Source organism: Aquitalea sp. FJL05, from assembly GCF_003852595.1.
Classification (GTDB): domain Bacteria; phylum Pseudomonadota; class Gammaproteobacteria; order Burkholderiales; family Chromobacteriaceae; genus Aquitalea; species Aquitalea aquatilis.
Window position 1 is genome coordinate 390,213 of the sequence record NZ_QAJS01000009.1, and the last position, 24,220, is coordinate 414,432.

At 63.4% G+C, this 24,220-nt stretch carries 25 protein-coding genes; 18 read left to right on the forward strand and 7 right to left on the reverse strand.

Translation table 11 applies throughout. The features are described from left to right. Positions 1 to 65 precede the first annotated feature (65 nt). Complete coding sequence (narI, locus tag DBR44_RS09875) at positions 66 to 752, forward strand: respiratory nitrate reductase subunit gamma (protein ID WP_124643895.1); 687 nt, start codon at positions 66 to 68, stop codon at positions 750 to 752. 41 nt (positions 753 to 793) lie between these two features. Here narI and DBR44_RS09880 read toward each other — a convergent pair whose 3' ends face one another. Then, positions 794 to 1,675, reverse strand: a complete 882-nt coding sequence (locus DBR44_RS09880) for a LysR family transcriptional regulator (protein ID WP_199731010.1) — start codon at positions 1,673 to 1,675, stop codon at positions 794 to 796. 97 nt (positions 1,676 to 1,772) lie between these two features. Here DBR44_RS09880 and DBR44_RS09885 point away from each other — a divergent pair, with 97 nt between their 5' ends. Beyond that, entirely contained in the window at positions 1,773 to 3,212 is a 1,440-nt protein-coding gene (locus DBR44_RS09885; RefSeq protein WP_124643896.1) for a glycoside hydrolase family 1 protein, read from the forward strand. A gap of 75 nt (positions 3,213 to 3,287) precedes the next feature. Here DBR44_RS09885 and DBR44_RS09890 read toward each other — a convergent pair whose 3' ends face one another. The 5 genes from DBR44_RS09890 to cobA all read right to left on the reverse strand — a co-directional run bounded on the left by DBR44_RS09890 (position 3,288) and on the right by cobA (position 7,437). Beyond that, entirely contained in the window at positions 3,288 to 4,484 is a 1,197-nt protein-coding gene (locus tag DBR44_RS09890; RefSeq protein WP_124643897.1) for an NnrS family protein, read from the reverse strand. Between the two features lie 120 nt (positions 4,485 to 4,604). Then, positions 4,605 to 5,885, reverse strand: a complete 1,281-nt coding sequence (locus tag DBR44_RS09895; RefSeq protein ID WP_124643898.1) for a hypothetical protein — start codon at positions 5,883 to 5,885, stop codon at positions 4,605 to 4,607. Beyond that, positions 5,882 to 6,094: a DUF2249 domain-containing protein gene (locus DBR44_RS09900; RefSeq protein ID WP_124643899.1), complete on the reverse strand. Its 213-nt coding sequence runs from the start codon at positions 6,092 to 6,094 to the stop codon at positions 5,882 to 5,884. The genes DBR44_RS09895 and DBR44_RS09900 overlap by 4 nt, the downstream gene beginning before the upstream one ends. After that, positions 6,091 to 6,519 carry a hemerythrin domain-containing protein gene (locus DBR44_RS09905; RefSeq protein WP_124643900.1) on the reverse strand — a complete coding sequence of 143 codons (429 nt, stop codon included), beginning with the start codon at positions 6,517 to 6,519 and terminating at the stop codon, positions 6,091 to 6,093. Before DBR44_RS09905 ends, DBR44_RS09900 begins: the two co-directional genes overlap by 4 nt. Positions 6,520 to 6,597: 78 nt before the next feature. Further along, on the reverse strand, positions 6,598 to 7,437 hold the full coding sequence (cobA, locus tag DBR44_RS09910) for a uroporphyrinogen-III C-methyltransferase (RefSeq protein ID WP_124643901.1): 840 nt from the start codon (positions 7,435 to 7,437) through the stop codon (positions 6,598 to 6,600). Between the two features lie 157 nt (positions 7,438 to 7,594). On the opposite strand from cobA, the gene DBR44_RS09915 reads away from it, so the two are divergent. From DBR44_RS09915 to DBR44_RS09990, 16 genes are all read left to right on the forward strand, one after another. Next, a complete protein-coding gene (locus DBR44_RS09915; RefSeq protein WP_103523853.1) occupies positions 7,595 to 8,020 on the forward strand; it encodes a cytochrome c in 426 nt (141 codons plus the stop codon). A gap of 35 nt (positions 8,021 to 8,055) precedes the next feature. Continuing rightward, positions 8,056 to 9,483 (forward strand): cbb3-type cytochrome c oxidase subunit I, encoded by a 1,428-nt coding sequence (locus DBR44_RS09920; protein WP_124643902.1) that lies wholly within the window; start codon positions 8,056 to 8,058, stop codon positions 9,481 to 9,483. Between the two features lie 65 nt (positions 9,484 to 9,548). After that, positions 9,549 to 10,157 (forward strand): cytochrome c oxidase subunit 3, encoded by a 609-nt coding sequence (locus tag DBR44_RS09925; protein ID WP_124643903.1) that lies wholly within the window; start codon positions 9,549 to 9,551, stop codon positions 10,155 to 10,157. 63 nt (positions 10,158 to 10,220) lie between these two features. Next, entirely contained in the window at positions 10,221 to 10,484 is a 264-nt protein-coding gene (locus DBR44_RS09930; RefSeq protein WP_124643904.1) for a cytochrome C oxidase subunit IV family protein, read from the forward strand. 9 nt (positions 10,485 to 10,493) lie between these two features. Further along, positions 10,494 to 11,300 (forward strand): CbbQ/NirQ/NorQ/GpvN family protein, encoded by an 807-nt coding sequence (locus tag DBR44_RS09935; protein WP_124643905.1) that lies wholly within the window; start codon positions 10,494 to 10,496, stop codon positions 11,298 to 11,300. Positions 11,301 to 11,307: 7 nt separating this feature from the next. After that, positions 11,308 to 13,137 carry a nitric oxide reductase activation protein NorD gene (locus tag DBR44_RS09940; protein WP_124643906.1) on the forward strand — a complete coding sequence of 610 codons (1,830 nt, stop codon included), beginning with the start codon at positions 11,308 to 11,310 and terminating at the stop codon, positions 13,135 to 13,137. A 146-nt stretch (positions 13,138 to 13,283) separates the two neighbouring features. After that, entirely contained in the window at positions 13,284 to 13,499 is a 216-nt protein-coding gene (locus DBR44_RS09945) for a DUF3079 domain-containing protein (RefSeq protein WP_124643907.1), read from the forward strand. Positions 13,500 to 13,658: 159 nt separating this feature from the next. Beyond that, the gene (locus DBR44_RS09950) at positions 13,659 to 15,386 is read left to right on the forward strand and encodes a cytochrome D1 domain-containing protein (protein ID WP_124643908.1); all 1,728 of its coding nucleotides are present in this window, start codon (positions 13,659 to 13,661) and stop codon (positions 15,384 to 15,386) included. A 79-nt stretch (positions 15,387 to 15,465) separates the two neighbouring features. Continuing rightward, on the forward strand, positions 15,466 to 15,774 hold the full coding sequence (locus DBR44_RS09955; RefSeq protein ID WP_124643909.1) for a c-type cytochrome: 309 nt from the start codon (positions 15,466 to 15,468) through the stop codon (positions 15,772 to 15,774). Then, complete coding sequence (locus tag DBR44_RS09960) at positions 15,756 to 16,094, forward strand: cytochrome c (protein ID WP_124643910.1); 339 nt, start codon at positions 15,756 to 15,758, stop codon at positions 16,092 to 16,094. Before DBR44_RS09955 ends, DBR44_RS09960 begins: the two co-directional genes overlap by 19 nt. Continuing rightward, positions 16,055 to 17,257, forward strand: coding sequence for a cytochrome D1 domain-containing protein (locus DBR44_RS09965; RefSeq protein ID WP_199731011.1), 1,203 nt, complete (start codon positions 16,055 to 16,057; stop codon positions 17,255 to 17,257). Before DBR44_RS09960 ends, DBR44_RS09965 begins: the two co-directional genes overlap by 40 nt. Continuing rightward, positions 17,257 to 18,261 carry an Lrp/AsnC family transcriptional regulator gene (locus DBR44_RS09970; protein WP_124643912.1) on the forward strand — a complete coding sequence of 335 codons (1,005 nt, stop codon included), beginning with the start codon at positions 17,257 to 17,259 and terminating at the stop codon, positions 18,259 to 18,261. Before DBR44_RS09965 ends, DBR44_RS09970 begins: the two co-directional genes overlap by 1 nt. After that, entirely contained in the window at positions 18,245 to 19,264 is a 1,020-nt protein-coding gene (locus DBR44_RS09975) for an Lrp/AsnC family transcriptional regulator (protein WP_124643913.1), read from the forward strand. Before DBR44_RS09970 ends, DBR44_RS09975 begins: the two co-directional genes overlap by 17 nt. Positions 19,265 to 19,464: 200 nt before the next feature. Further along, complete coding sequence (gene nirJ, locus DBR44_RS09980; protein WP_124643914.1) at positions 19,465 to 20,661, forward strand: heme d1 biosynthesis radical SAM protein NirJ; 1,197 nt, start codon at positions 19,465 to 19,467, stop codon at positions 20,659 to 20,661. Beyond that, entirely contained in the window at positions 20,658 to 22,214 is a 1,557-nt protein-coding gene (locus DBR44_RS09985) for a cytochrome D1 domain-containing protein (RefSeq protein ID WP_124643915.1), read from the forward strand. Before nirJ ends, DBR44_RS09985 begins: the two co-directional genes overlap by 4 nt. Positions 22,215 to 22,398: 184 nt before the next feature. Next, positions 22,399 to 23,079, forward strand: coding sequence for a Crp/Fnr family transcriptional regulator (locus tag DBR44_RS09990; protein ID WP_124643916.1), 681 nt, complete (start codon positions 22,399 to 22,401; stop codon positions 23,077 to 23,079). 1 nt (position 23,080) lies between these two features. Here DBR44_RS09990 and DBR44_RS09995 read toward each other — a convergent pair whose 3' ends face one another. Further along, positions 23,081 to 24,187 (reverse strand): HPP family protein, encoded by a 1,107-nt coding sequence (locus DBR44_RS09995; RefSeq protein ID WP_124643917.1) that lies wholly within the window; start codon positions 24,185 to 24,187, stop codon positions 23,081 to 23,083. Positions 24,188 to 24,220: the final 33 nt, after the last annotated feature.

Consider the following 24,220-nt stretch of genomic DNA (forward strand, 5'->3'; position numbering starts at 1 on the left):
ATCTGCCCGTTTCCGGCCCGCCCTGTCCTCAATCAGGGGCTGGCCGGAACAGCAAGGAGAGAGAGATGGACTATCTGCATCAATTTGTTTTCGGGATTTATCCCTATATTGCGCTCGGCATTTTCCTGCTGGGCAGCCTGATGCGCTTCGAGCGCGAACAGTACAGCTGGAAGAGCGAGTCGTCCCAACTGGTGTATCGCGGCAATCTGCGGCTGGGCAGCATCCTGTTCCACATCGGCGTACTCGGGCTGTTCTTCGGCCATCTGGTGGGCCTGCTGACACCCTTGTCGGTATGGGAAGCGCTGGGTGTGACCCACAGCTTCAAACAGGTATTCGCCATGACCGCCGGTGGCATCATGGGCAGCCTGGCCCTGATCGGTCTGCTGATCCTGCTACATCGCCGTCTCACCAACCAACGCCTGGCGGCCAATACCACCTGGCGCGACAAGCTGGTACTGCTGTGGCTGCTGGCCACGCTGCTACTGGGCCTGTCCACCATCGCCGTGTCCGCCCAGCATCTGGATGGCCACGAAATGGTGCTGCTGATGACCTGGGCGCAGCATATCGTTACCCTGCGCGCAGATGCGGCGCAATTCATCGTGACGGCCTCGCCGGTGTTCAAGCTGCACCTGTTCATGGGCATGAGCCTGTTCGTGATCTTCCCCTTCACCCGCCTGGTGCATGTGTGGAGCGGCTTTGCTGCAGTCGGCTATCTGGGCCGCGCCTGGCAGCTGGTGCGTCCGCGTGCTTGAACGGTAAGTGATTGATCAGCAAAGGCCCTGCGGGGCCTTTCTTATTTTGTGTCCGTGTTAACTGGCAGTGATTGCCGCACCATCTCCCAGAAACTCTCCACCAGTGGCCCGGCCACGCTGGGCGGGCGGATCAGGCCGATCTGCCAGGCGGCAGCGTCTTCCCGTAACAGGATGCTGCGGACCTGTTGGCCGCCCAGGCTGGCCGAGGCCGGGAGCAGTGCCCAGCCAAGACCGGCGGCAGCCAGTGCCACGGCGGCCGGAAAGTCAGTCACCGGCAGGATGTCGCGGCAATCCAGCGCCCGGCTGGCCAGGTAGTACTGCACATGGTCGTGATAGGCCGGGGCCAGCTCGCGCCGGATGATGACCAGGGGTAGATCGCTAAGCGCCTGCAAGCTGATATCAGGCGGATAGCCCGGTGGCAGCACGGCCTGGAAGCGGTCCTGCAATACCGGCAGGCTGGGCCAGCCGTCGGGGGCGGGCAGGCGGCAGAAGCCCAGATCCAGCCGGCCTTCGCGCATGGCTTGCCATTGGTGATGGCTGGACAGGTCGCTCAGGGTAATGCGTACCTGCGGCCGGCTGTGGCGAAAGCGGGCAATCAGCCCCGGCAGCAGGGTGTGGGTGGATGCGCCAAAGCCGATGCGCAAGCTGCCACTGCGACCGGCCTGCCAATCGGCCGCCTGCCGTAGCCAGGCCTGGCTGTCATCCAGCAGGCGGGCGGCATTGTCCTGCAGTGCGCGGCCCAGCCCGGTCAGCCGGGTGCTGCTGGCATTGCGGGTAAACAGCGGCGCACCCACTTCATCTTCCAGCCGCCGTATCTGCTTGCTGAGTGCGGACTGGGTGATGTGCAGCCGGTTGGCAGCCTGACCGAAGTGCAGCAACTCGCCCAGCACCACAAAGGCCTTGAGATCACGCAATTCCATCATTCCTCCAGGGACTTGTGATGGTGAAAATATGTCAATGGATGGAATGATAGCGTGGGCGCATGCTGCGGTCAGACCATTCTTTGCAGGAGACCGTGGCATGCACCATCAACAAACCCTGCCTTTCCCGGCTGGCTTTCTGTGGGGTGCCGCTTCGGCGGCCTATCAGGTGGAGGGCGGCTGGAATGCCGAGGGCAAAGGCCCTTCGGTATGGGACAGCTTCAGCCGCGAGCCGGGACGCACCTTCCAGGGCAGTAATGGCGATGTGGCGGTGGATCACTACCATCGCTACCCGGAAGACATCGCCCTGATGGCGGAAATGGGCCTCACCGCCTACCGCTTTTCCGTCAGCTGGCCGCGTATCTTCCCCGAAGGTCGTGGTACGCCAAACGAGGCTGGGCTGGCCTTTTACGACAGGCTGATCGACAGCCTGCGCGGCCACGGCATCGAGCCGGTGCTCACCCTGTATCACTGGGACCTGCCGCAGGCCTTGCAGGATGAATACGGTGGCTGGGAGGACCGGCGCATCATTGATGACTTCACGCACTACTGCACCACCCTGTATCAGCGCTTTGGCAGCAAGGTGAAATACTGGGTGTCGCTGAACGAGCAGAACTACAACCTTGGCAATGCCTATCTGCTGGGCACCCACCCGCCAGCCGTGCAGGATCGCAAGCGCTTTTACACCGCCAACCATCACGCATTTCTGGCTAATGCCAGCGCCATTGCCGCCTTTCGCCAGTGGGTGCCGCAGGGGCTGATCGGCCCCAGCTTTGCCTATTCGCCAGCCTATGCCGCCAGTAGCAGCCCGCAGGACATGCTGGCTTTTGAAAATGCCGAGGAGTTCACCAATCTGTGGTGGCTGGATAGCTATTGCCTGGGGCGTTACCCGGCGGCGGCCCTGCACTGGCTGCGGGCGCACGGCGAAGCACCGGACATCCTGCCCGGCGATGAGGCGCTGCTACGGCGCGGCCTGCCGGACTTCATCGGCGTCAACTACTACCAGACCCACAGCTATACCGATAATCCGGCAGATGGCATCGGCCTGCAGCGCATCAACACCACCGGCCAGAAAGGCAGTACCCCGGCCAGTGGCGTGCCCGGGCTGTACAAGACCCGGCCCAATCCGCATCTGCCCACCAGCAACTGGGACTGGGCCATCGACCCCTCCGGCCTGCGCATCGGCTTGCGCCGGCTGACTTCACGTTATGCCTTGCCCTTGCTGATTACTGAAAACGGGCTGGGCGAATTCGACCAGCTGACGGCCGATGGCCGCGTGCATGACGACTACCGCATCGACTACCTGCGCAGCCATCTTGCCGCCTGCCAGCAGGCCATCACGGATGGCGTTTCGCTGTTGGGTTATTGCGCCTGGTCCTTCACCGATATTCTCAGCTGGCTGAACGGCTACCAGAAGCGCTACGGCTTTGTCTATGTGGATCGGGACGAACAGGACTGCCGTAGCCTGCAGCGCATCCGCAAGGACAGCTTCTACTGGTATCAGCAGGTGATTGCCAGCGGCGGAGCCTGCCTGGACTGAGGACGGGCAGCAAATGCGTGCGCAATATGTCGCCAGCATTTGCCCCCCGCGACCCAGTGTCGTGTCCGATCCGGTTCAACCCGCTTGCCCGTCGGCGCGGGGTTTCAGGTATAGCCCGATCAGTTGCCGGCTCCAGCCCAGCAGTGCCAGCAGTCCGCTGAGGGCGACGGCAGCATACAGGTAGGCTACCCATGCCGGCGGAAGAAAGTCGGCCACGACCCGGCTCAGCGCGACCGCATGCACGGCCAGGTAGATGCGCCACAGCCAGATTCCGGCTTGCAGTGGCAGGCCGGAATGCCCCAGGGTCACGCGTGAGACAAAGGCGATGACCATGGTCATGAAGAAGCCGACGGTGATGGCATGCAGCGGAGCCAGCCCCAGCGACAGCGCAGGCAGCAGGCCAGCCAGGGTGTACAGGCCAAATGCCACGGCCAGCCAGGCAAAGGACAGATGCAGCATCCACAGCAGTTTGACCTTGCGCGCCGGCAACAGGCCCCAGCGCCAGCTGGTGTAGCCAAACAGCAGGGTGAGCGGAATATCAGCCAGCAGGCTGCTGTGCTGGGTCAGCACCAGCAAACCATGCAGCCAGCTGCCAGCCACCATGGCGGCCAGCAGGGCGTAGGGCCGCCATGCCAAGCGCTCCGGCAGTGCGCTGCTGGTAAAGAAAGGCAGCATGCGGTGGCACACGGTCAGGAATACCGGCAGCAAAAAGCCCCACAAGGCCAGATCGCGCATGATCAGCCAGTAAGCGCCATTGCCCGTGAGCAACCAGAACCCGGCCGCCAGCACGCCTGCCAGCCCCAGCACAAAAGCCGCCAGTACCACCAGTGCATGGCGGCGATCCGGCTGCGGGCTGCGCCAGACGAGGCCGGCAAAGCACAAGGTCAGGCTGGCAAAGCCCAGGCCGTACAGCAGCAGGCCAGCGAGCAGCCAGCTTTTGCCCAGCGCGAGGCCTGCCAGCCAGCCGGCTACCCCGGCAGCCATCAGGCCGGGTGTCAGCAGATAACGTACCCGGCTGGGCGGGGCCACCCCCAGCCAGCGCGGGCCGGCGGTAAAGATGAAGCCAGTCATGAACAGCGGGAAAATGCCATACAGCATCAGCAAGGCGTGGGCCATGACTGCAGGAATCTGCGGGGTGATGGTATGCGAGCCAAGCCGGGATGCCAGCTCGGCAAACCAGGCGGCAAACAGCAACAGGGCGCTGAGCATGCCCAGCAGGAAGGCCAGGCGGTGCGGTGCACGCAGCAAGGCGGGGGGGAGGGTGTCAGGCATGATGGTCGGGCTCGGAGGTGGTGGTAGCCCAGTATCGGTGGCGGCAGCGCAAAGCGGAATGATTCTCGTCAAGAAAATCCAGCTGCGCGGGGTGGGTGCAGCAGCGCGGCTTTGGGCTAGTCAGCGCGCCGTAGACGCTGATACGGCGCGTTGCACTGCCCGGTAGCGCCGGGCGAGTTTCCCACCCAGCACCAAGGCGTAAGCCGCCAGCTCCAGCGTGGCCAGGGCAAACAGCAGATGAAAGCGGCCGGGCTGCCAGCACCACAGCGTGCCGGCCAGCAGCCACAGCAGATGCAGATGGCGCATCCGCAGCTGGGCGGACTCCGGCAGAAAGCCATGGGTGGAGGGCAGCAGGCCGCGCGGCGGGTTCAGCCGTTTCAAATGCAGCCAGGCCAGGAAAGGCAGGATCTTGCCCAGCATGGCCAGCGTGGCACCCAGGCCCGCGCCACCCAGCCACCACAAGCCGGCCAGCAAGGGCAGGCTTGGCCATGCTGTCCAGCTGCTGCACAGCCAGGCGCTCATGCCACCCAGCAGCAGGCAGGCGATGACCCCTTGCCATTGCCACCACAGCGGATCGGCTGGCCGCCGGCTTTGCCGCAGTAGTCGCCAGGACTGCACGGCATACGCCAAGACCGGAATCAGCAGCAGGCTGGCGGGCAACCATAGCTGCTCGGGCCAGAACAACAGGGCAAGGCTGCAGGCTAGCAACAAGACCAGCACCGCCCGGCCGGTGATCAGCGTCCAGGCCGGGTAGGGCGGGGTAATCAGAAACATCGGGATGACGGTTTGGCTCACCGCCAGCACCAGCAGAAACAGCCAGCCCAGCGCCGCCCATAGCACATGGCTGTGTAGCAGCGGCATGAGCGGCAGCGGTAACTGGCCGCTCAGCGTCAGCACCAGGCACAGTCCCAGCAGGGCGGTGACCAGCAGCGCCACCAGCGCCAGCGCCATGCCCCGGCTGCTGGCATCACGCGCCGGGCTGCGGGCCAGACCATACAGGCCGTGCCAGGCCAGGCGGATGATGGCCGCGCACAGCAGGACTGCAGCCGCCTGCAGGGCGAGTGGGGAGAAACCATGCAAAAAGCCGCCCACCAGCAAGGCCGTTCCCGCCTGCCAGGGCAGGAAAATGCCCAGCAACAGGCGGCCTGCGTGCCGTGTCGCTACACCGCTGGCCACCGCCAGCATTTGCAGCAGGGCACCGCTCATGATGTTGCCCAGCACGCCCAGGCCCAAGGCATGGGTAAGGGCGAGCAGCTGTGGGTGATAGCGGTTGGCGGCCAGCATGTCTGCGGGCAGCAGCAAGCATCCCAGGGTCAGCAGCCACAGCATGGCTGCGCCAAAAAAACTGGCGGGCAGCCAGAAGGGTGGTGCGTCGTCGTAGGAAAGCCAGGCCTGGCTCATGCTTTGCTGATGAACAGAATCACCCCGCCATCGCCGGACAGTTCAAAGCGGTAGTCAATGCCTTGCGCGGTGAGCAGCGGCAGCAGCGGTGTGGGGTGGTGCGGCAGAATCCAGGCCAGGGTTTGCTGGTCTTGCAGCTGCTCGGCAGCATCCAGAATGATTTCCATCGGCCCGGGGGGCGCGAGGTGGCGCAGGTCGACCGGGCTCATGCGCTGGCTCCCGCCGTCACCATTTGCTCAAAGCCGGCAATGTGCTGGCGGCACATGGGATAGAGGATGTTTTCTTCTTTCATATTGTGCTGCTGGGTGAGGATGAGCAGGGTTTCGGCGTGGCCCAGCCATGCCGTGGCATCCGTGGCATGCAGCGCGTCGTCCATGTCTTGCAGCAGCAGGCGGATTTCCTGATGTTCGTTGCGCATCACCGCCGTGGGCCCGTTCAGCATGCCGGTGGCTGCCTCGAAAGCCGGGAACAGCTGCTGTTCTTCCAGCTGAAAGTGTTGTTCCAGCTCGGCGGTCAGGCGCAGGCAGGTCTGCCCGGCGCTCGTCCAGTCACCGTGTCGTACGGCCTGTTCGGCTTGGGCAAGAATGGCGTCGCAGTCACGATGCTGCTGGGTCAGACAGGCTATGGCGTTCATGGGGGGTGTCCTGTGAGGCTGGGCGATCAGTAAAGCCGCAGTATGCGGTGCTGCGGCTGTCCGTTTGAATGACGCGGATCAAGAACTTGTCGCTGCAAGCGGCTGTGCCGTGCTGGCCTGCAGTTTTTGATGCAGGGTGACAATCTGCCCGATCACCAGCAGTGCCGGGGCGCTGATGCCTTCCTGTTCGATCAGGGTGGCCAGGTTCTGCAAGCTGCCGCACAGGCAGCGCTGTCGAGTGGAGCAGGCATTTTCCACCACGGCGACCGGCGTATCGGCCGCCCGGCCATGCGCCATCAACTGGCTGGCGATGCTGGCGGCTTCACCCAGCCCCATGTAAACCACGATGGTCTGCTCGGGCGTGCAGTGACGTGGCCAGTCTAGCGTTTGTTGTCCCTGGCGGCGATGGCCGGTGACAAAGCTACAGCCCTGGGCATAGTCGCGATGGGTCAAGGGCAGGCCTGCGCTGGCGGCAGCCCCCAGCGCGGCGCTGATGCCGGGAACCACTTCACAGGGAATGCCGGCGGCGGCCAGTGCTTCCATCTCTTCGCCACCACGGCCGAACAGCAGCGGATCGCCCCCCTTTAGCCGCACCACGCGCCAGCCCTGCCGGGCAAGGCTCACCAGCAACTGGTTGATGTCTGCTTGCGGCAGGGTGTGGCGGCTGGCGCGCTTGCCCACGCAGATGCGTTCGGCTGCGGCCGGTGCCAGTTCAAGAATGCTGCTGTCCAGCAAATGGTCGTACAGCACGACATCGGCCTGTTGCAGGCGTTGCAGCGCGCGCAGGGTGAGCAGGTCGGCCGCGCCCGGCCCTGCCCCTACCAGGGCGACGCTGCCCGGCCGGAATTCACTGCCGGGAATGACTGGTTTTTCTGGCGGAACAGGGGGCGTGTGCAGGACTTGATGCGGGCTGTTCATACCGGCTCCTCTGGCTGGGCCTTGGGGTGATGTTGCCAGTGTAGGAAGAGAGGGGGCTGGAAATCGTTGATTCGAATCAATGCTATCGGGATGTCCAAAACCGTACATTTCGCCGCAGGTATCGGGCTTGCCGGTACACGCAATTGAGGAGGACGTGATGAGCGCGAGCTTCACCAAATCGACGGCCCGCAACATCTTTTACGGTGGGTCGGTTTTCTTTTTCCTGATTTTCCTGGGGCTGACCGTGGATACCACCATGGCGGTGCCCAGCCATAACGCCAAGGCCCAGTTGACCGACGCCGCCGTGCGCGGCAAGAAAATCTGGGAGACACGCAACTGCGCCGGTTGCCACACGCTGATTGGCGAGGGGGCTTTCTTCGCTCCGGAGCTGGGCAATGTCTATGTGCGCCGTGGTCCGGAATTCATCAAGGGCTGGATGAAGGCGATGCCGACCAATGTACCGGGTCGTCGCCAGATGCCGCAGTTCAACCTGAACGATGCCCAGCTGGATGATCTGGTGGCATTCCTGAAATACAGCTCGCAGATCAATACCAATAACTGGCCGCCCAATATCGAAGGCTGATCAGCAACACGATCAATTGCTTCCGGAGAAAATACATGAGTAATGCAACCGTGGCACCACTGCCAGCCAGCAAGGCGGCCGTGAATGACCAGATAAAATACCGCTCGCAAGCGGTGGCCAAACCCTATTTTGTGGCGGCCATCGGCCTGTTCATCGGCCAGATCCTGTTTGGCCTGATCATCGGCCTGCAGTATTTCAAGGGCGACTTCCTGTTTCCCGCCATTCCGTTTGGCACTGCACGCATGGTGCATACCAATCTGCTGATTGTCTGGCTGCTGTTCGGCTTCATGGGGGCGGGTTATTTCCTGATTCCGGAAGAGTGCGAACGGGAGCTGTACAGCCCGAAGCTGGCCATCATCACCTTCTGGGTGTTCCTGGTGGCGGGTGCGCTGACCATCCTGGGCTATCTGGGTTTGCCATATAACGTGCTGGCCCACCTGACCGGTAACGACCTGCTGCCCACCATGGGGCGCGGCTACCTGGAGCAGCCGCTGATCACCAAGGTAGGCATCGTGCTGGTGGCCTTGTCCTTCCTGTTCAACCTGTCCATGACCCTGCTGTCCGGTCGCAAGACCAGCATCAGCATCGTGATGATGCTGGGGCTGTGGGGGCTGGCGATTTTCTTCCTGTTCTCCTTTGTGAACCCGAACAACCTGGTGCTGGACAAGTATTTCTGGTGGTGGGTGGTGCATCTGTGGGTGGAAGGCGTATGGGAACTGATCATGGGTGCCATGCTGGCCTTCGTGCTGGTGAAGGTGACCGGGGTCGACCGTGAAATCATCGAAAAATGGCTGTACCTGATCATTGCCATGACCCTGATCACCGGCATCATTGGTACTGGTCACCATTATTTCTGGATTGGTACGCCGGGTTACTGGCAGCTGCTGGGGTCCATCTTCTCGGCACTGGAGCCGGTTCCCTTCTTCATGATGACGGTGTTCGCCTTCAATATGGTCAAGCGGCGTCGGCGTGAGCATCCGAACCAGGCCGCCACGCTGTGGGCGCTGGGTACGGGGGTGATGTCCTTCCTTGGTGCCGGGGTATGGGGTTTCCTGGGTACGCTGTCGGTGGTGAACTACTACACTCACGGCACCCAGCTGACTGCCGCACACGGTCACATGGCTTTCTATGGTGCGTATGCCATGGTGGTGCTGACCATGATTTCCTACACCATGCCGCTGTTGCGTGGTCGTGAAGCCAATAGTGCAGCAGCACAAAAGCTGGAAAAGACCGCTTTCTGGGTGATGACGCTGTCCATCGTGGGGATCACCCTGTCGCTGACTGCCGCCGCGGTGACCCAGGTATCGCTGCAGCGCCTGTCGGCCTCGCCGCTGTCCTTCATGGAAACCCAGCAGCACATCATGCCGATGTACTGGGCACGTTTCGGCTTTGGTCTGTGTTTCTTCACTGGCCTGATGATGTATGTCACCAGTTTTTTTGTCACCGGCAAACGCGAAAGCTGATTAGCGGCTGAGCGTAACGGAAATGAGGCGGCTTGCGGGCCGCCTCTTTGATTTTGGAGACCGGCATGAGTGAACAAAGTCTGGAGTTGACCGAGGTGCAGCCAGCGCGCCATGTGCCAGAGCCCCATATACCGGGTGATCTGGCCATGTGGTTTTTCATCCTGGCGGAGCTGGCGGTGTTTGGCGTGTTTTTCCTGGTGTACGGCGTGTACCGCCGGCAGCAGCCGGCCTTGTTTGCCGAGGGGCAGTCGCATCTGGCCTTGCTGCTGCCCACCCTCAATACCCTGTTGCTGATTGCCGGCAGCGCCTGCATGGTGGCAGCGGTGAAACGGTTTGCCGAGGACCGGCAACACGCAGCCCGCCGGGCGCTGCTACTGGCCATGGCGTTTGGCAGCGGCTTCTTGCTGTGCAAACTGTATGAGCTGGTGGGCAAGTTCAGGGCGGGCATCAGCTTGTCCAGCAATGATTTCTGGATGTTCTACCTGTCGCTCACGGTGTTTCATTTCCTGCATGTGGTGCTGGGCATGGTGATTGTGGCGGCGGTGTGGTGGATGGCGCGCGATGGCCGCTATGGCCCGGGGCGGCTGGACGGCGTGGAAACCGCAGCGGCCTACTGGCATATGGTGGACCTGGTGTGGCTGGTGCTGTTTGCCCTGGTGTATGTGGCGCGCTAGTGCAGGGTCAAACCCTTATCCGGTATCAAGGATGCCGGGCAGCATGTCCCCTATGCTGTGCAGATGAATTATCCCGCATCTTCCCGTCAATGGCTGTTGTGGCTCTGGCTGAGCGGCCTGACCCTGATGGCTGCATTGCTGGCCGAACAGGGCCTGTCGCTGGGGCAGGGGGCCCTGGCCCGGCTGGTGTTGCTGCTGGCCTGGGTCAAGGGTTTCACCGTGATCGAGCACTATATGGGCCTGCGCCACGCTGCCCGCTGGCTGCGGCTGGTGGTGCATGGCTGGCTGCTGCTGGTGACGGGATTGCTGATTGTAAGTTTTTGCTGAGGCCCGGACATGAATGCACCCGCACCCGCTGCTGTGGCAGCGCCGTTTTATCAGGCCCAGGGCGATGAATGCCGCCTGTTCGAAGCCGCCTGGCAACAGCAGTTGCCGGTATTGATCAAAGGCCCCACCGGCTGTGGCAAGACCCGCTTTGTTGCCCATATGGCAGCCCGGCTGGGCCTGCCGCTGATTACCGTTTCCTGCCATGACGATTTGTCCGCTGCCGATCTGGTAGGCCGCCACCTGATTGGCGATGGCCAGACTGTCTGGTGTGATGGCCCGCTGACCCGCGCCCTGCGCCAGGGTGGCATTTGCTATCTGGATGAAGTGGTGGAGGCGCGCAAGGACACCACCGTGGTACTGCACCCGCTTACCGATGACCGGCGCATGCTGCCCATCGAACGCACTGGCGAGCTGTTGGAAGCGCCGCCTTCCTTCATGCTGGTGGTGTCGTACAACCCCGGCTACCAGCATGTGCTGAAAACCCTCAAGCCCAGCACCCGCCAGCGTTTTGTCGCCATGACCTTTGATTTCCCCGCCCCGGATGTGGAGCTGGCGGTGCTGCTGCAGGAAACCGGCATTGCAGAAAGCCAGGCCCGCCAGTTGGTGACACTGGCCGGGCAGTTGCGCCGCCTCACCGGCTACGATCTGGATGAGTCGGTCAGTACCCGTCTGCTGGTGTATGCCGCCAAGCTGATGATGTCCGGCATGTCGCCGCAGCTGGCCTGCCGCACCGCGCTGGCCGAGCCGCTGAGCGATGAGGCCGATACCATTGCCGCGCTCATGGCGGTGATCGACACCCAGTTCCCCGCCAGGTAGCACGCACATGGAAGACATCGTAGGGGGCTGGTGGGACAAGCTGGTGCGTCGGGCGGCTTACCGTGGCCATCCCGCCGCAGCGGTGGAGCTGGAAAGCATCGCCGCGCAGGCCCCGCTGTTTTTCCGGGCCATGGGCGGCGACCCGGCGCTGGTGCTGCGCTCTACTGTTGGCACCGAACATGGCGCACGGCGGCGGCTGCTGGAGCGGCTGGCCGGCACCGGGACCAAGGTGGAGCTGGCCTGGTGCGATAGTCAGGCTTTTTATCTGCCGGACAAACTGGACCTGTACCCGGATGCAGCGCTGAATCGCCAACTGTATTTCTGGCTGATGGCGCTGGCAGCCGCCCCGGTGCCGCCCGGTGACTGGCTGAACCGCAACCGCGCCGCCACCGCTGCCTGCCTGGCCGCCATGCCGGGCTTGGCGCTGGTGTATCAGCGACTAGTGGCGGGCTTGCTGTCCATGCGCCCCGATCCGGCACGGCTGCCCGCAGCCGAGGCCGCGGTCGAACGCGCCATCCAGGCTGCCTTGCGCCAGCCGGACATCGAACAAATCTTGCCGCCGATTACCCAGCCACCGTTGCCGGTGCCGCTATGGCTGCACCCGGAACCGCCTACGGTAGATCAGGCAGGGGCGGCTGCGCAGAGTGAGGCGCAAAACCCGCAGGGCAAGCCGCCGGACCAGCGCTCACGCCGCCGCCGCTATCGCGCCCAGCGCGTGGCGCAGGACGAACGGAAAAACGGCATGCTGCTGGTGTTTCGTGCCGAAAGCCTGTTTACCTGGGATGAGTACGTCAAGGTCAACCGCCATACCGAAGAAGATGACGACAACAATGGCGAGGCGGCGGCAGAAGACATGAACCGCCTGTCGATCGCGCAGGATGCCGATACCAAATCCAGCAAGCTGAAGTTCGATCTGGATTTGCCAGCGGCCGCCTACGATGACAGCCCGCTGGGGCCGGGCCTGAAGTTGCCGGAATGGAACTGGAAACAGCAAAAGCTGGTGGAAGACCACTGCATCATCAAGCCCATGCTGCCGCGTGATGCCCATCCTGCGGCCTTGCCGGACCGCCTGCAGCCACTGGCGCGGCGTCTGCGCCGCCAGTTTCAGGCGCTGGCCCCGGAGCGGGTGCGGCGCAGCGGGGAAGCCAGCGGCCCGGATATCGATATTGATCGCGTCATCCGTTTCATGTCCGAGCGTATGAGCGGCGTGGCCATTGCCGAGCCCGCGCTCTACCAGGCCTGGCCGCCCGGCGAGCGCAGCCTGGCCTGCCTCACGCTGGCTGACTTGTCGCTGTCCACCGAAAGCTGGGTGGGGGAGTCCGGGCGGGTGATCGATGTGATACGTGACAGCCTGCTGTTGTTTGCCGAAGCGCTGTCGGCCAGTGGCGACGCCTTTGGCCTGTACGGTTTTTCCTCCATCCGGCGGCAGGAAGTGCGGCTGCAGGTGCTGAAGGACTTTGCCGAACGCTACGACGACAACACCCGTGGCCGCATCATCGCCATTCGCCCCGGCTATTACACCCGCATGGGTGCGGCCATCCGCCAGAGCAGCCGCATCCTGCTGCAACAGCCGGCAGCCCGCCGCTTGCTGCTGATCATTTCCGATGGCAAGCCCAATGATCTGGATCACTATGAAGGCCGCTATGGCATCGAGGACACCCGCCAGGCCATTCTGGAAGCCCGGCGCGACGGCCTGCTGCCCTTCTGCGTCACGGTAGACCGCGAAGCCGGTGACTACCTGCCGCATTTGTTTGGCCACCGTGGCTATGTGGTGGTGCAGCAGGCACAGACCCTGCCACAGGTACTGACCCGCCTGTATGCCGGTTTTACCCGCTGAGCTTGCTGCGGTTTTCTTGACCTGTACTCCAAGGTGTACGCACCTTTTTCCCCGGCCCCTGGTGGCCGGGATTTTTTTGGGCAGCGGCCATGCCATTTCTTGATATGTGTCCATGAGCAGACGGCACCGCGACCGGATAATGGCGCATGGCTAAAAAATTCCCACTCAATCCACCGCACCCGGAGCGCATCTGCTGGGGCTGCGACAAATACTGTCCGGCCGATTCCCTGCAATGCGGCAATGGCTCCGGCCGCACCCAGCACCCGGCGGAAGTGCTGGGGGACGACTGGTACGAATACGGCGACTGGGGGCTGGATGTGCAGCCGGAACAAAAATCGCTGACCTTGCCGGAAAAGGAATGAATCCCGCCATGGCCAGCGTTGTGGCAGGCGGGCGGCGCTGCTTTGTTTAAACCATTGCTGGCTTGTGGTTAAAGCGTTGATTCGAATCAAGGAGGGCCATATGCCTGCGGGATGAAGATGCCGGCAACCAAGCATTACTGTCACGCTGGAGCCCTAACCATGAAGACCCCGCGCTTGTCCTGGCTGCCAAGAAGTGTGTTGCTGGCGGCCCTGCCTTTTTCCGTGATGCAGGCCTGGGCGGATACTGCCGCCACCTCGACTTCCGCCCCGGAAGCGAAATACCAGGGTGCGGCCTCGCCGCTGGCTTCCGAGCCGATGCACCAGAACATCAACCCCAAGGCACCGCCGATGACCGAGGCGGAGTTCAGCCACGCCAAGCAGATCTACTTCGAGCGCTGCGCCGGCTGTCACGGTGTGCTGCGCAAGGGGGCCACCGGCAAGCCGCTGACACCGGACATCACGCTGGGTCGCGGTACCGAATACCTCAAGACCTTCATCAAGTACGGCTCGCCGGCCGGCATGCCCAACTGGGGTACTTCGGGTGAGCTGAACGATGCCCAGGTCGACCTGATGGCGCGCTATGTGCAGCAGGAGCCGCCGACACCACCGGAATTCGGCATGAAGGACATGCTGGGTACCTGGAAGGTGCTGATTCCGCCGGAGAAGCGCCCGACCCACAAGGAAAACAAGCTGGATGTGGCCAACCTGTTCTCGGTCACCCTGCGTGACGCCGGCCAGATCGCGCTGATCGACGGCAACAGCAAGCAGATCGTCAGCGTGCTGAAAACCGGCTACGCCGTGCATATTTCCCGGCTGTCGCAATCCGGCCGCTATCTGTACGTGATTGGCCGCGACGGCAAGATCAACCTGATCGACCTGTGGATGGCCAAGCCCGACACCGTGGCGGAAATCCGCATCGGCCTGGAAGCCCGCTCGGTGGAAACCTCCAAGTTCAAGGGCTTTGAAGACAAGCTGGCGGTGGCCGGTGCCTACTGGCCGCCGCAATACGTGATCATGGACGGCAACAGCCTCAAGCCGCTGAAGATTGTCGGCACCCGTGGCATGACGGTGGACAACGAATACCACCCCGAGCCGCGTGTGGCCTCCATCGTGGCCAGCCATTACAAGCCGGAATTCGTCATCAATGCCAAGGAAACCGGCAAGATCATGATGGTGGATTATTCCGACCTGTCCAACCTCAAGACCACCACCATCGACGCCGCCAAGTTCCTGCATGACGGTGGCTTCGACACCACCGGCCGTTACTTCATGGTGGCGGCCAACGCCTCCAACAAGGTAGCCGTGGTGGATACCAAGCTGGACAAGCTGGCCGCGCTGGTGGATGTGGGCAAGACCCCGCACCCGGGCCGTGGTGCCAACTTTGTCGACCCGCAATACGGCCCGGTATGGGCTACCGGCCACCTGGGCGACGACAGCATCAGCCTGATCGGCACCGACCCGGACAAGCACAAGGCCCAGGCCTGGAAAGTGATACGCGTGCTGAAGGGGCAGGGCGGTGGTTCGCTGTTCATCAAGACTCACCCCAAATCACACAATCTGTGGGTGGATACCGCGCTGAACCCGGATGCTGCGGTAAGCCAGAGCGCCGCTGTGTTTGACATCAACCATCTGGACAAGGGCTTTGTCACCCTGCCGATCGGCGAATGGTCCGGCCTGGGCGACGGTGCCAAGCGCGTGCTGCAGCCGGAGTACAGCAAGGACGGCAGCGAGGTGTGGTTCTCGGTATGGAGCGGCAAGGACAAGCAATCGGCCATCGTGGTGGTGGATGACAAGACCCGCAAGTTGAAAGCCGTGATCAAGGACCCGCGCCTGATCACGCCGACCGGCAAATTCAATGTCTTCAACACCCAGCACGACATTTATTGATCTGGGATAAGTCGCTCCCGCTCTTCCGCTGTTGAAATCCGGCAGACAGCACATGGTCTGCCGGACCAAGGAGAATACGATGAAACATGCACTGATCGCGCTGGCCCTGTGTGGGGCTGTTGCTGCTTCGCTGGCCCAGGCGGCCACCGGGCCGGAACTGGCCAAGCAATACAACTGCCTGGCCTGCCACAGCGTGGATGCCAAGCTGGTTGGCCCGTCCTACAAGCAGGTGGCAGCCAAATACAAGGGCCAGGATGTCACGGCCAAACTGATGCAGAAGGTGAAGGCGGGCGGTTCCGGCAGCTTTGGTGCCATTCCGATGTCGCCCAATCCGCAAGTGCCGGATGCCGATCTCAAGCAGCTGGTGGCATGGATTCTGGCCCAGTAAGGCGTGGCATCTGTCTGGCGGCCTTGCTGGCTGCCAGCCTGTGCCAGCAGGCCGCAGCGGCCGCCCCGGCCGAACCCCGTGCCAGCGCGCTGCTGCAACTGCTGCATAACGATTGCGGTGCCTGTCACGGTCTTAGCCTCAAGGGCGGGCTGGGCAGCCCGCTCACCCCCCAGGCGCTGGCCGGCAAACCGGCCGACAGCCTGGTGGCCACCATCCTCAATGGCCGCCCCGGCACCCCGATGCCGCCATGGCGGCCTTTCCTTTCCGAAGAAGAAGCGCAATGGCTGGTTCAACTCTTGCAACAGGGCGGCGCACGCTAGCCCGTCTGCTGGCACCGCTGCTGTGCCTGGCTCTGGCCGCCTGCGCCAGCACGCCGCTGCGTGGCACAGGTGATCTGGGTGTGGTGATAGAGCGGGCCAGCGGCAGCGTGCAGATCGTCGACAACACGCATGAACAGTCGCTGGCGCGGGTGCAGGGCCTGGGTGATCTGTCGCATGCCTCGGTGGTATTTTCGCGCGATGCCCGCTATGCCTATGTGTTTGGCCGCGACGGTGCCATCAGCAAGGTGGATTTGCTTACCGCCCGGCTGGTCAAGCGCGTGGAGCAGGCCAGCAACAGCATAGGCGGTGCCATTTCCAGCGATGGCCGGGTGATCGCCGCGCAGAATTACAGCCCCGGCGGGGTGAAGCTGTTTGATGCCGATAGCCTGCAGCTGTTGTCCAGTATCAGCACGGCGGCCTTTGGCGGTGGCGAATCCAAGGTGGTGGGTCTGGCCGACATGCCGGGCAATCGCTTTGCCTTTGCCCTGTACGACAGTGGCGAAATCTGGCTGCTGGATGCCAGCACGCCCACGGCACCCAAGGTTCAGCGCTTCGAGCACATCGGCAAGCAGCCTTACGACGGCCTGGCCAGCAGCGATGGCCGCTATTTCATTGCCGGCCTGTATGGCGAAGATGGCCTGGCCTTGTTCGATAGCTGGCATGCCGATGCTGGCGTGCGGCGCATTCTGGGCGGCTATGGCCGTGGCCGGCAGGCGCTGCCGGTGTACAAGATGCCGCATTTGCGTGGCTGGTCGATTGCCGGCGACTACGCCTTCCTGCCCGCCATCGGCCAGCACGAGGTATTGGTGGCCGACAACCGCAGCTGGAAGCAGGCAGGCAGTGTCCCGGTGCTGGGCCAGCCGGTATTCGTGATGGCCGAACCGGGCGGCCGCCGGGTGTGGGTGAATTTTGCCTTTCCCGACAATGACAAGCTGCAGGTGATTGATGTGCCGAGCAGGCAGGTGATCAAGACCCTGCAACCGGGCCGCGCCATCCTGCACATGGAATTCACCGCCCGTGGCGATGCGGTGTGGCTGTCCAGCCGTGACGACAACAAGCTGGTGGTGATCGACACCGCCACGCTCACTACGCGCAGCACGCTGCCGGCGCTGGAGCCGTCCGGCATTTTCTTTACCTGGCGCGCCAGCCGCATGGGGATGTGATGCCAGACCTGCCAAGCCCCACCGCGCTGCCGCCGCGCAGCCTGCATGCCCTGGACCGTTGCCAGAAGCAGTTTCCGCTCAGCGCCATGCCCTTTGCCGACATGGCCGCCCTGCTGGGCGATGGCTGGACGGCCAGCGAGCTGCTGCAACTGCTGCAGTCGGCCCGGCAGGCTGGCCTGCTGTCACGGCTGGGCGCGGTGTTTGCCCCCAATACCGTGGGCAGCAGCACGCTGGCCGCGCTGGCCGTGACAGCGGAACGGCTGGATGCCGTGGCCGCCTTTGTCAGTAGTCATGCCGAGGTTAACCACAACTACCAGCGCGACCATCACTTCAACCTGTGGTTCGTGGTGACGGCCAGCGATGCCGCTGCCGTGGCCGAGGTGCTGTCGCGCATCCGTCTGGCCACCGGTCTGGTGCCGCTGAACCTGCCGTTGCTGCGTGAATACCATATCGATCTGGGTTTTGCGCTGGATGGCAGCACTGCTGTGCGTCAGCCGCAGCGTCTGCCAGACCCCATCAGCCCGGACTGGCGCCAGCAGCGCTTGCTGGCTGCCCTGCGTGATGGGCTGCCGCTGCAATTGCGCCCGTTCCAGCGGCTGGCCAGCGGCTGCGGCCTGACCGAGCAGGAGGTGTTGCAGCAGTTGCAGGACTGGCAGGCGCAAGGCGTGCTGCGGCGCTTTGGCGCAGTCTTGCGCCATGCCGAGCTGGGCTATCGCCACAATGCCATGTGTGTGTGGCAGATCGACGATGCCGCCACGCGTGAGCGCATTGCCCGGCAACTGGCTGGCGAGGCCGCGGTGACGCTGTGTTACGAACGTCCGGCGCGGCCACCGCACTGGCCTTACCAGCTGTTCTGCATGATTCACGCCAGCGATGCCGCCAGCCTGCAGGCTGCGCTGGGGCAGATCATCCAGCGCCATGGCCTGCAGCCTTATCCGCATGCCGTGTTGCCCTCCCTGAAACGCTACACCCAACGCGGAGCCTGTTATGGCCATCACGCATAGCCGGGCTACGCTCAACCCGCTGGAAACCAGCATCGTCAACCAGTTGCAAGGCGGCTTTCCGCTGGACAGCCAGCCCTTTGCCGACGCTGCTGCCGCGCTGGGTTGTAGCGAGCTGGCCTTGCTGCAGGGGCTGGATGGCCTGCTGCAGCGCCAGGTACTCACCCGCTTTGGCCCGCTTTACCAGATAGAGCGCATGGGCGGCTGCTTTGTGCTGGCCGCACTGGCGGTGCCGCCGGCCCGTTTCGACGAGGTGGCTGCGGCGGTCAACAGCCTGCCGGCGGTGGCACACAATTATCAGCGCACCCACAAGCTCAATATGTGGTTTGTGCTGGCCGCGGCCAGCCAGGCGGGGATTTCCGCCGCCTGCAGCGCCATCGAACTGCTCACCGGCCTCACTGTGCATGCCTTCCCCAAGCAGCGCGAATACTTTGTCGGCATGCGCTTTACCGTGGGCGGCCAGGCGGCGGTGGGGCAGGCCAGTGCCGGGCGCGCCAGTGTGGACCACAGCCAGCATGTGCCGGAGCTGGACCCGGAACTTGACGAAGACGACTGGCGGCTGATCCGCGCCACCCAGGCCGGCCTGCCGCTGGTGCAACAGCCCTACCGCCAGCTGGCCGACAGTCTGCAATTGCCAGAGCAGGAGGTGTTGAGCCGAATGGGCCGCATGCTGGAGCAGGGGGTGATCCGCCGCATCGGTGCGGTGCCCAATCATTACGCCATCGGCTACCGCGCCAACGGCATGGCGGTGTTCGATGTGGCGGACGAGCAGGTCGACGAACTGGGCCAGCAGCTGGGGCAGCTTGATTGCGTCAGCCACTGCTATCGCCGCCCGCGTCATCTGCCGCACTGGCCGTACAACCTGTTTGCCATGGTGCATGGTGGCAGCCGCCGGGCGGTGCGCGAGCAGCAGGGCCAACTATTGCAACTGCTGGGCCCGGCCTGCCGTCGCCATGCGCTGCTGTTTTCCACCCGCATCCTGAAAAAATCCGGCCTGCGGGTGTAGGCCCGTGCGGCTGATAAATCCTTGCAGAGCAGCAGGGTCAAGGCGCGCCGCTGCAGTTAGGACAAGCTGTACGACCAGCAGGCGCAAGGCCGCAGCAGCGGTTTGTTAGCCGGTCTTGCTTCATCCCGTTGATACGGGTCAAGGAGCATGGCCCGCTTGTCCCCGCACACTGTCTGCCGTCACCCTTGCCGGAGCCTTTCATGCTGCGCCTGACACCCTATCTGCAAAGCCTGCTGGACCCGGCTGCCACACCCGCACGCGGTGGCAAACCCAGCGGCCCGGTGGTGATCTGGAACCTGATCCGCCGTTGTAATCTCACCTGCCAGCATTGTTATTCCACCTCAGCCAACAAAGACTTCCTGGGCGAACTGTCCACTGCCGAAGCCTGTGCGGTGATGGACGATCTGTATGCCTTTGGCGTGCGGGTGCTGATCCTGTCCGGTGGCGAGCCGCTGCTGCGGCCGGATATCTTCGAGCTGGCCGCCCGCGCCAAGGCCATGGGTTTTTATGTCGGCCTGTCCAGCAATGGCACGCTGATTGATGAGCACAATATTGCTGCGCTGGCCGCGGTCGGTTTCGACTATGTCGGCGTCAGCCTGGATGGCATCGGTGCCACCCACGACCGCTTCCGCCGCCTGGCCGGTGGCTACGAGCTGGCCTTGCGCGGCATGCGCCTGGCGCGCGATGCCGGCCTCAAGGTGGGCCTGCGCTACACCATGACCGAAGACAATGCCGATGACCTGCCGGCGCTATTGCAGCTGCTGGCGGTGGAGGACATCGACAAATTCTACTTCTCCCATCTCAACTATGCCGGACGCGGCAACAAGCACCGGGCCGACGACGCACGCCAGCCGCGCACCCGCTGGGCGATGGACTTGCTGATCGAGTCCTGTCTGCAACACATCCGCGCTGGCAAGCCGCGTGATTTCGTCACCGGCAACAACGACGCCGATGCGGTGTACCTGCTGCACTGGGCCGCGCGCCATTACCCGGAGCAGGCCGCGCAGCTGCGTCAGCGTCTGCTGGCCTGGGGGGGCAACGCCAGCGGGGTGAACGTGGCCAATATCGACAATCTGGGCAATGTGCACCCGGACACCATGTGGTGGAAGGTGACACTGGGCAATGTGCGCCAGCGGCCGTTTTCCGCCATCTGGCAGGATGAATCCCACCCGCTGATGGCTGGTCTGCGCCAGTCGCCACGGCCGGTGGAAGGGCGCTGTGCCGCCTGCCAGCATCTGGCCATCTGCAATGGCAATACCCGGGTGCGCGCCTGGGAGCTGACCGGCAATTTCTGGGCGGCAGACCCGGCCTGTTATCTGAGCGACGAAGAAGTGGGCGTCGCCAGCGGCGTGCATGCGCTGGCACCGCTCACTCCCTGGCAGAAGGAGACAGCATGATCAAACGCTGGCTAGCCTTGTTGGGCATGGCGCTCAGCCTGCCACTCCATGCCGCCTCCGCAGCCGAGCCATCGCCGGCTGCGCAGTTATACGGCCAGCATTGCCAAAGCTGCCATGGGGCAGACCGGCTGGGCGGCATGGGCCCGGCCTTGCTGCCGGAAAGTCTGGAGCGGCTGAAAACCGCCGAGATCAGCAACACCATCCGCCAGGGCCGCACCGCCACCCAGATGGCCGGTTTTGCCGGCCAGCTCACTGATGAGCAGATCAGCCAGCTCACCGCCTATGTGCAAAGCGCCCCGGCCACGCCGCCGCGCTGGAGCGAGGCCGACATGCGCGCCTCGCACCGCCAGCCGGTGGCACTGTCCAGCCTGCCGGCCAAGCCGCAATACACAGCTAATCCGCTCAACCTGTTTGTGGTGGTGGAGGCGGGCGATCACCATGTCACGGTGCTGGATGGCGATCGCTTCCTGCCCATCACCCGTTTTGCCAGCCACTATGCGGTGCATGGCGGGCCCAAGTTCTCGCCCGATGGCCGCTTTGTCTATTTTTCCAGCCGCGATGGCTGGGTGACCCAGTACGACCTGTACAGCTTGCAGGTGGTGGCGGACATCCGCGTGGGGCTGAACACCCGCAATATCGCGGTATCGGATGACGGCAACTGGATTCTGGCCGGCAACACCCTGCCGCAGACACTGGTGCTGCTGGATGCCCACGGTCTGGCCCCGGTCAAGACCATTGCCGTGCGTGATGCCGCCGGCCGCCCGTCGCGGGTATCCGCCGTTTACGAAGCCGCACCGCGCCACAGCTTTGTGGTGGCGTTAAAAGATGTGCCCGAGCTGTGGGAAATCAGCTACGACCGTCATGCCGAGCCGGTTTACCCCGGCCTGGTGCACGACTACAAAATGGGCGAGGCGCTGGCGCAGCCGGGTTTCCTCACCCCGCGGGTGACGCCGCTGTCCATGGTGCTGGACGACTTCTACTTCGATCCGTCCTACCGCCATGTGCTGGGTGCCTCGCGCAGCGGCCAGGCGCAGGTGATCAGCCTGGATGCGCGCAGCAAGGTGGCCGACCTGCCGCTGCTGGGCATGCCGCACCTGGGCTCGGGCATCAGCTTCGAGCGCGATGGCCACCGCATCATGGCCACGCCCAATCTCAAGGGCGGCCAGCTCAGTTTCGTCGACATGGACAGTTGGCAGCTGATCAAGGAAGTGCAGCTGCCGGGGCCGGGCTTCTTCCTGCGCAGCCATGAAAACACGCCCTATGCCTGGGCCGATTCCATGATGAGCGCGCACAAGGACACGCTGTCCATCATCGACAAGCGCACGCTCAGCGTGGTGCGCCAGCTGGTGTTGCGACCGGGCAAGACTACCGCCCACGTCGAATTCACCCGTGATGGCCGCTATGCGCTGGTGTCGGTGATGGAAAATCCGGGCGAGCTGATCGTGGTGGATGCGCAAACCCTGCGCGAAGTGGCCGCCTTGCCCATGGCCAAGCCCATCGGCAAATACAATGTATTCAACAAGGTCAACCGCTCGGAAGGCACCAGCCATTAGATAGATGCCCTCGCTCCGGCCTGCCACCTGCTGGCCGGACTACGCCGGTAGAACTAGCCCACTCCCTGCTTACTACGCATGGTGGCTTTAAGGCCAGTGGCCTATAGTCGCCAGCGTGGGCGGTATCGGCCGGCTGGAGATGGCGCCGCTTGTTATCCACCCGGTTTGGCATACGGAAATGACCATGGCTACAGTTGATATCCCTTCTTTTTTGCGTCACCAGCCCTTGTTTCAGGAACTGTCGGAAGCGCAGATCCAGGCGCTGGTGCCTTTCACCCACGAAGTACGCGGGGGAAAGGGGCAGGTCGTGTTCCAGAAGGGCGACCCCTGCGATGGCATGTTTCTGGTGGTGTATGGCCGGGTCAAGCTGGCCCTTTCCTCGGCGCAGGGCAGCGAAAAGGTGATGGAAATCATTCATCCGGGGCAGAGCTTTGCCGAGGCGGTGATGTTTCTGGGGCGGCCCTGTCCGGTCATGGCACAGTTTCTGGAAGACGGCTTTTTGCTGAAGGTGGAAGCAGAAGCCATTTATCAGGCGATTGAACGCGATGCCGCGTTTGCCCGCCGCTTGCTGGCCGGCCTGGCCATGCGCCTGCATGGTCTGGTACGCGATGTGGAGCGCTATTCCATCGAAAACTCATTGCAACGGGTGACCGGCTATCTGCTGCAAAATGTCGATCCGCAGCGCGGGCCACTGCCGGTAGTGACGCTGCCGGTGAACAAGAACCTGATTGCCTCCCGCCTCAACCTGACGCCGGAAACCTTCTCGCGCATGCTGCACCAGCTGAGCGAGGGCGGGCTGATTGAAGTCAATGGCCGTGAAATCGTGCTGCTGGACGCCGACCGCCTGCAGGGCTCGGCGGACTGAGTCAGTTTTTCAGCAGAATGGCAATCAGGTCGGACTGGGTGATGATGCCGCACAGCTTGCCATCGGCATCCACCACCGGCATGTGATGCAGGCCGCCATCGGAAAAAGCCTGGCTCAAGGCGGTGATGGGCTGCAGGGCTGCAACATGGCGTACCGGGCTGGTCATGATGTCGGCCACCGTACTGCTTTCCCAGCCGGTGCTGCCCGGCAGATGCGCTGCCTGCCCATGGCGCGGCAGGAAAAAATCATGCAGTGACACAATGCCCACCAGCGTTTGCATGGGGCTGATGACCGGCAGCGCCTTGATCTTGTGATGCGCCAGCTTGTCCCAGGCCTCTTGCAGGCTGGCCTGTGCACCTATGCTCACCACATCGCGTGACATGATGTCGGCGCAATGAATGCCACCCAGCCGGCGCTGCTGCGCCTGTTCTTCTGCCGCCGTCAAAATGGCGAGCAAATCTTCCTCACTGATATCCAGTACTTCGCCATGCGCTGCCAGCGCCTGGTGCAAATCCTGCTGGCTGATGGCACGGCGCTGGCTGGGCAGGGGGTCGGCCGTGTGGTGCGCGTTGCTCGCCGGCTGCGGACGGTGCGGATAGCCACGGCGCAAGGCATTGTTGAACAGCAAGGCCATGCCCAGCATGAGGGCAGAGTTGACCGCCACTGGCCACAACACAAACTGGTAACCCAGCGCGCTGATGGCCGGCCCGCCCAGTACGGCGGTCATGGCGACTGCACCGCCAGGCGGGTGCAGGCAGCGCAGCTGGAACATGGCGGCAATGGCCAGCGCAGCGGCCATGCTGGCTGCCAGCACCGGGTCGCCAATGTAGCGGGCACAACTGACGCCAATGGCCGCAGACAGCATATTGCCGCCGATGATGGACCAGGGCTGGGCCAGGGGACTGAACGGCACGGCAAACAGCAAGACGGCAGATGCCCCCATGGGCGCAATGAACCACGGATTGATCTGGCCCAGCATCAGGTGACTCAACAGCGCGGTCACTTGCAGGCCCAGGCCGGCGCCAATACAGCCATAGAGACGTTCGCGGCGTCCAGCGCCCAGGGTGGGGGGAACAAAGCCCTGCAAGTAGTGAAGAAGTTGCTTCATGAAGTCAGGCACGGTCGCAGCCAGGATGGGGGG

Bases quoted from the DNA above. Each gene is read 5' to 3' on its own strand.
- cobA (WP_124643901.1), bottom strand. From the start codon at position 7,437: ATGAACAGCCCGCATCAAGTCCTGCACACGCCCCCTGTTCCGCCAGAA.
- DBR44_RS09940 (WP_124643906.1), top strand. From the start codon at position 11,308: ATGGAAGACATCGTAGGGGGCTGGTGGGACAAGCTGGTGCGTCGGGCG.
- DBR44_RS09990 (WP_124643916.1), top strand. From the start codon at position 22,399: ATGGCTACAGTTGATATCCCTTCTTTTTTGCGTCACCAGCCCTTGTTT.
- DBR44_RS09995 (WP_124643917.1), bottom strand. From the start codon at position 24,187: ATGAAGCAACTTCTTCACTACTTGCAGGGCTTTGTTCCCCCCACCCTG.
- DBR44_RS09955 (WP_124643909.1), top strand. From the start codon at position 15,466: ATGAAACATGCACTGATCGCGCTGGCCCTGTGTGGGGCTGTTGCTGCT.
- DBR44_RS09930 (WP_124643904.1), top strand. From the start codon at position 10,221: ATGAATTATCCCGCATCTTCCCGTCAATGGCTGTTGTGGCTCTGGCTG.
- DBR44_RS09890 (WP_124643897.1), bottom strand. From the start codon at position 4,484: ATGCCTGACACCCTCCCCCCCGCCTTGCTGCGTGCACCGCACCGCCTG.
- DBR44_RS09945 (WP_124643907.1), top strand. From the start codon at position 13,284: ATGGCTAAAAAATTCCCACTCAATCCACCGCACCCGGAGCGCATCTGC.
- DBR44_RS09960 (WP_124643910.1), top strand. From the start codon at position 15,756: ATGGATTCTGGCCCAGTAAGGCGTGGCATCTGTCTGGCGGCCTTGCTG.
- nirJ (WP_124643914.1), top strand. From the start codon at position 19,465: ATGCTGCGCCTGACACCCTATCTGCAAAGCCTGCTGGACCCGGCTGCC.
- DBR44_RS09935 (WP_124643905.1), top strand. From the start codon at position 10,494: ATGAATGCACCCGCACCCGCTGCTGTGGCAGCGCCGTTTTATCAGGCC.
- DBR44_RS09920 (WP_124643902.1), top strand. From the start codon at position 8,056: ATGAGTAATGCAACCGTGGCACCACTGCCAGCCAGCAAGGCGGCCGTG.
- DBR44_RS09915 (WP_103523853.1), top strand. From the start codon at position 7,595: ATGAGCGCGAGCTTCACCAAATCGACGGCCCGCAACATCTTTTACGGT.
- DBR44_RS09880 (WP_199731010.1), bottom strand. From the start codon at position 1,675: ATGATGGAATTGCGTGATCTCAAGGCCTTTGTGGTGCTGGGCGAGTTG.
- DBR44_RS09970 (WP_124643912.1), top strand. From the start codon at position 17,257: ATGCCAGACCTGCCAAGCCCCACCGCGCTGCCGCCGCGCAGCCTGCAT.
- DBR44_RS09965 (WP_199731011.1), top strand. From the start codon at position 16,055: ATGGCTGGTTCAACTCTTGCAACAGGGCGGCGCACGCTAGCCCGTCTG.
- DBR44_RS09900 (WP_124643899.1), bottom strand. From the start codon at position 6,094: ATGAGCCCGGTCGACCTGCGCCACCTCGCGCCCCCCGGGCCGATGGAA.
- DBR44_RS09905 (WP_124643900.1), bottom strand. From the start codon at position 6,519: ATGAACGCCATAGCCTGTCTGACCCAGCAGCATCGTGACTGCGACGCC.
- narI (WP_124643895.1), top strand. From the start codon at position 66: ATGGACTATCTGCATCAATTTGTTTTCGGGATTTATCCCTATATTGCG.
- DBR44_RS09925 (WP_124643903.1), top strand. From the start codon at position 9,549: ATGAGTGAACAAAGTCTGGAGTTGACCGAGGTGCAGCCAGCGCGCCAT.
- DBR44_RS09885 (WP_124643896.1), top strand. From the start codon at position 1,773: ATGCACCATCAACAAACCCTGCCTTTCCCGGCTGGCTTTCTGTGGGGT.
- DBR44_RS09985 (WP_124643915.1), top strand. From the start codon at position 20,658: ATGATCAAACGCTGGCTAGCCTTGTTGGGCATGGCGCTCAGCCTGCCA.
- DBR44_RS09950 (WP_124643908.1), top strand. From the start codon at position 13,659: ATGAAGACCCCGCGCTTGTCCTGGCTGCCAAGAAGTGTGTTGCTGGCG.
- DBR44_RS09975 (WP_124643913.1), top strand. From the start codon at position 18,245: ATGGCCATCACGCATAGCCGGGCTACGCTCAACCCGCTGGAAACCAGC.
- DBR44_RS09895 (WP_124643898.1), bottom strand. From the start codon at position 5,885: ATGAGCCAGGCCTGGCTTTCCTACGACGACGCACCACCCTTCTGGCTG.